Annotated in this window: 6 protein-coding genes and 1 pseudogene; 5 read left to right on the top strand and 2 right to left on the bottom strand. The window is 47.0% G+C overall.

The genetic code is table 11. From position 1 onward, the window contains the following. The 3 genes and pseudogenes from GTGU_RS06110 to GTGU_RS26990 form a co-directional block, all read left to right on the top strand. The coding region (locus tag GTGU_RS06110; RefSeq protein ID WP_038154958.1) for an antiterminator Q family protein at positions 1-239 on the top strand (239 nt) is incomplete at its 5' end. A 262-nt stretch (positions 240-501) separates the two neighbouring features. Beyond that, positions 502-822 (top strand): annotated as a pseudogene (locus GTGU_RS26880) (BRO-N domain-containing protein); the annotation flags it as partial. After that, on the top strand, positions 796-1,353 hold the full coding sequence (locus GTGU_RS26990; RefSeq protein ID WP_425427406.1) for a P22AR C-terminal domain-containing protein: 558 nt from the start codon (positions 796-798) through the stop codon (positions 1,351-1,353). The pseudogene GTGU_RS26880 and the gene GTGU_RS26990, both read left to right, overlap by 27 nt. A 39-nt stretch (positions 1,354-1,392) precedes the next feature. On the opposite strand, the gene GTGU_RS06100 is transcribed toward GTGU_RS26990, so the two are convergent. Together GTGU_RS06100 and GTGU_RS06095 are read right to left on the bottom strand one after the other, a co-directional pair. Next, the gene (locus tag GTGU_RS06100; protein WP_038154957.1) at positions 1,393-2,337 is read right to left on the bottom strand and encodes an LAPAL motif-containing putative phage structural protein; all 945 of its coding nucleotides are present in this window, start codon (positions 2,335-2,337) and stop codon (positions 1,393-1,395) included. Between the two features lie 146 nt (positions 2,338-2,483). Further along, positions 2,484-2,777 carry an addiction module antidote protein gene (locus tag GTGU_RS06095; RefSeq protein ID WP_038154955.1) on the bottom strand — a complete coding sequence of 98 codons (294 nt, stop codon included), beginning with the start codon at positions 2,775-2,777 and terminating at the stop codon, positions 2,484-2,486. Positions 2,778-2,957: 180 nt separating this feature from the next. Here GTGU_RS06095 and GTGU_RS06090 point away from each other — a divergent pair, with 180 nt between their 5' ends. Both GTGU_RS06090 and GTGU_RS06085 read left to right on the top strand, forming a co-directional pair. Next, positions 2,958-3,392, top strand: a complete 435-nt coding sequence (locus GTGU_RS06090) for a hypothetical protein (RefSeq protein WP_038154953.1) — start codon at positions 2,958-2,960, stop codon at positions 3,390-3,392. 489 nt (positions 3,393-3,881) lie between these two features. After that, positions 3,882-4,423: Rha family transcriptional regulator (locus tag GTGU_RS06085; RefSeq protein ID WP_038154952.1), on the top strand; the 542-nt coding region annotated here is incomplete at its 3' end.

Raw genomic sequence — 4,423 nt, 5'->3', positions numbered from 1 at the left:
TTATGGCGGGGTTGCGATCAAAACATCCGGATGCTCACGATTTGCTGTTTGATTACTACGTTTTTGGCAAGACGTTCATGCAACTGGCGTACGAGCATCATTGTTCTGATACGCACATAGGCAAAAAGCTGTCCAACGCTGAGGGCATCCTTGATGGTCTGCTGATGGCGCTGGAAATCCGGCTGGAAATGGATCCGGATGTGCAGCGTGAGCCGCTGGCGGTGAAAGTAAGCATTTGACAGCGATTTTATCCGGGGCTATATTTCCTGTGCAGCCGCAAAATCGGCTGCCGGGATTGGTCTCCCGGATGTTAAGAGGCGACACCAGACGCGCCAGCGTCTTTTTTATTGTCGCAAGCACGGCCACATTCGCATTATGGTGGGCTGGCGGGGGCGGAGAAATCCGCGCCGGTTCCTCTTACCCGGTAAGACCAACTCCGTCAGTTCACCACCCCTGATTGGTCTCAGACGTGGTGATTAACTCAGTTAAGAGGAAATCGCTATGGCAACTGCACTCGCATTCCATGAAACAAAATTCACCCCTGTAAAACGCAATAACCAGATTTGGCTAACCGCTGTCGAGATCGCTCAGGCGCTCGGGTACAAAAAATCAGACGCAGTTACTCAGATCTATGATCGCAACTCAGATGAATTTCGCAATGATATGACCGAGACCCTCAATTTGAGTGTCTCGGGAAATCTTTCTAAATCAGTGCGCATTTTCTCCCTTCGCGGCGCTCACCTGGTCGCCATGTTTGCTCGTACTCCGGTTGCCAAAGAATTCCGCCGCTGGGTACTGGATATTCTGGATCGCGAAACCGGAGTTGTTTACGAAGAGCCAGCGAAAGCTAAAGTTCGCCAGTGTACCGCCAGGCAACTTATCCCGCTGCGCCAGACTGTAGAGCGGCTCATCACCATCGGCGTTGGTCAGATTTACCCTGACATCTGGAAGCTGGTTCACCAGCGCTTCGGGGTTGAGCACATCCACCAGCTAAGACCAGAGCAGGTTAGTGAGGCTGTCGGGTTCCTGAACGGACTGGAGGGGGAGTACCTGGCAGGCGGTAAACCCCCCGCGCAGGGACACTTCACCAGCGCAGACCTCTGCGCTCTGTGCTGGTTATGGAACGCCGCTGAGTACATGCGGGAACACATCGAGCTGATTTATCCGGCGCTGGTGGCCGCCAAATCCGAGTATGCACCGGGTTTCTACGCGATGGCATCCGAATACCGGATGACGCTGGAGGATGGAAGGCGAATTCTTGAGCGGGAAACGCAGTCTGTCATTCCGCACCCGGACAGCGCCGCAGATGCAGACTGGCGGCGGGTTCTGCCACGGCTGAGACGTAGGGGGTAGTGCAGGCAGTAAAAACCCGGCGCAGTGGCCGGGTTAAGGTCACTCAAAAGGAAAGTCTATTTGTCTCTGAGGATTAATCTGTTTTTTTACATGCACTACTTCATAAAGTGTTTTGATGCTTTCTCCAGACATATACTGAGTAACCTTTAGGTCTACCAAAAGCATATCTCCTTTAGAAAAATTCAGATTCATCAAATCAATTTCGTTAAGAAATTTTTGATCAGTAATCTCAGCTAAAAAACTTGTTGAACTACCGTCTGAAAATCTCCATTTATTTCCTTCATGAAAAGAAATGCTTATGATTTGCAGAGCTTTTTCTACTGTGCTTTCTGAAAGAATGGAATCATCAAGCCGCTCAACGTAGAAGAAATTTGCTTGGCTTTTTGTCACTGATATGAAGGTTTCCCCGTCATCGCCTGTTGCTGCAAATGAGTCAATCCCTTCTTTTTCTAAGGGTTTTGCTATGACCTCTTGTAAAGCCTCTCTGAGTTTATAATTTTTATACAGCTCGATAACTTCTTTTTCGAATACTTCAGACTCATCATCGATGAAAATTTGTACATTGCTATCTGGCAGGTTCTGAATCTTCTTAACCTTCCTGGAGCCAATCCATTTAATTAGATCGATTAGCCCCTTAGTGGTTTTCCCGCCAGCTACTTTGCATAGTCCAAGAAATGCAATTAGATTTAGAGTGGCGGATGCAGTATCGCCGGAAAAAAATTCAACTGCGCTTTTTAGCCAGGACGGAGAGCTGGCAAGCAGGTCAATTCCGAACGATCCAGCCTTAAAAGAAGCGTTAATCTTAACGCTAACAACTGCTTTTGTGCCATATAATGTTTTTCCTGCTTCTTCAAAAACATCTGATAATGCCAGAAGAGCAGGAGCGAGATCGCGAACATCCATTTCATGGTTGTCCAAGGCTGGCCCGTCATAAACTATTCTGAACTTCATATTATCTGTTTCCGCAGTTCCACTTGCTTCCATTATGGCTCCTACATGATCACATATACAGTAAATTTACTAATTTGTTCTTACCAACAGTAAATATGTGGTTGAACTCAGCGAGATTTCTGTAAGTCAACGTCATGCCTTCGATATCATTAAACCATCCGCAGTTTCTATTGAGATTGTTATACAGCAGCAGAATGCAGGCGAATACCCAGTGCTTTCATGACTTTCAGAATAGTTCCGAAACTGGGGTTTCCTTTTCCGGACAGTGCTTTGTAAAGGCTTTCACGGCAAATACCAGTTTCCTTTGATAGTCTGGTCATTCCACGGGCACGGGCGATATCGCCAAGCGCTGCCGCAATAAACGCAGCGTCATCACCTGCCTCCCCGATGCAGGCATCAATATAGGCAGCCATATCCTCTTCGGTTTTCGGGTGTTCTGCACTATCCCACTTATTAATTTTCATTGTACTCATGCCAACACTCCTGTGTTATAGGTGGTTTTCATGGTTGTTATTGTGTAATGCAGGATACACTTATTCAATGGATATTTTGGTGAAAAAATAGTTTACGATCGTAAAAAAGCTTCTAAACTGTTAAGAGTGGTTACTTCGTCACACCGCTTAATCATCAAAACCTCGCTCAGACGAGGTTTTTTGTTAAAGTTTCCTGGTGACAAACCGATAACTGCATCAGTTGCGGTGAATCCCGCTAAGCGCAGGGGTGGCAGACTGAAGCATCGTTTTTCTTTCCTGGCCACGAGCCAGATTCAGTCACTGGCTCACCGGGAGGCACCCGGCACCGCAACAACTATTCACAGTCCTGGCACGGTCTTCAGTCTTTTCCACAGCGGTATTTTTTCCAGCAAAGAATCCAGCTCGGAGAGTATCCCCATGACTCACCTCGTTAATAAGACATTAGTTACATCAGGCGGGATCACAATCTTCAGGCCTGATATTTATTCCCTTGATATTGTGACTGACGATAATGGCAACAAAGAACTATACATTCTCAACAACGGCGAAGAGTTGATCCGATTCGAACTTAACAAAGAAAGTACAGAGAAACTACTTTCTATGCTTCGTATGTAAGTTTATTTGGCTGCGCGCATGCGTGGCTTTTTATTTTCAGGCTCACGGGAATCAATCACTACGCATCCCGATGTGCCTGCGTAGTGTCGCAGCTAAAAGTTGAATATTCTCATGTTGTGCTGCTTGCTGGTGGTCAGCGCCGGATTTAAACTAAATCCGTGGTGAATGCCCCTGTGCGGAGGCGCGTACTGGTACCTATCTTGCCTACAGGCTGTCCACGCGAGTAGAAATGACCAGTTTTCTGCTCACCGGGAGGCACCCGGCACCACATACATACAACGACATTTTATTTCATATTTTCTTTCCCTTAAGGCTGCCATAGATGGTGGCCTTTTTTTTACCTCATTACTGCGCTTTGCACGCGCGTAAATCCCAACACCGAACCTGATCTTTGGAATGAACCTTTGAGGGAGTCAGTTAGTGCTGGCAAGCCTCGGTGGGCTGATTTCCTGTGCGACAAAGGTTCATTTCAAAGAAAGGTGATACGTCATGAACTATCCGACTGTTGTTAATGGTATTGATTTTCGCGATCTAATTTTTCTCTCAGGTGCTGAATCTGCAACTGACACCTTTAAGGTGGCTAAGGCATTCGGGAAGGGGCATAAGGATGTAATGAGAAAAACGAGAAAGGTAATTACCGCCTGTTCTCCAGATTTTGCAGAGCGCAATTTTGCGCTTTGCTATGAAAACAATGAGTTACAGAATGGCAAGCCTCAGCCTTTTTACCGGATGACCCGCAACGGCTGGACAATGCTTGTTTTCAGTTTTACAGGTACTGCTGCGATTGCTTTCAAAGAGGCATACATTGCCGCTTTTGACTGGATGGCAGACATGATTGCCAATGGTAAACAGAATCTTGAAGCCGAACGTAATGCAGTCATGCTCGAATACATGAAAGAGAAAGACGTTGCCAGCATGTCCGGCCGCCTGCTGAACCGGTGGGGAAAAGTGAAAAAGCCGCACCTGCTGGCGCGTATCGAGCGCCTTGAACGTCAGGGGCAGATTTGTCTTCCCGGATTTGGAAAAGTTTT

Source organism: Trabulsiella guamensis ATCC 49490, from assembly GCF_000734965.1.
Lineage (GTDB): Bacteria > Pseudomonadota > Gammaproteobacteria > Enterobacterales > Enterobacteriaceae > Trabulsiella > Trabulsiella guamensis.
The sequence above is the reverse complement of the archived record's forward strand: the minus strand, read 5'-3'. Positions and strand labels throughout refer to the sequence as shown.

Excerpts from the sequence above, each read along its gene's own strand:
- GTGU_RS06100 (WP_038154957.1), bottom strand. The coding sequence starts at position 2,337 with ATGGAAGCAAGTGGAACTGCGGAAACAGATAATATGAAGTTCAGAATA.
- GTGU_RS06095 (WP_038154955.1), bottom strand. The coding sequence starts at position 2,777 with ATGAGTACAATGAAAATTAATAAGTGGGATAGTGCAGAACACCCGAAA.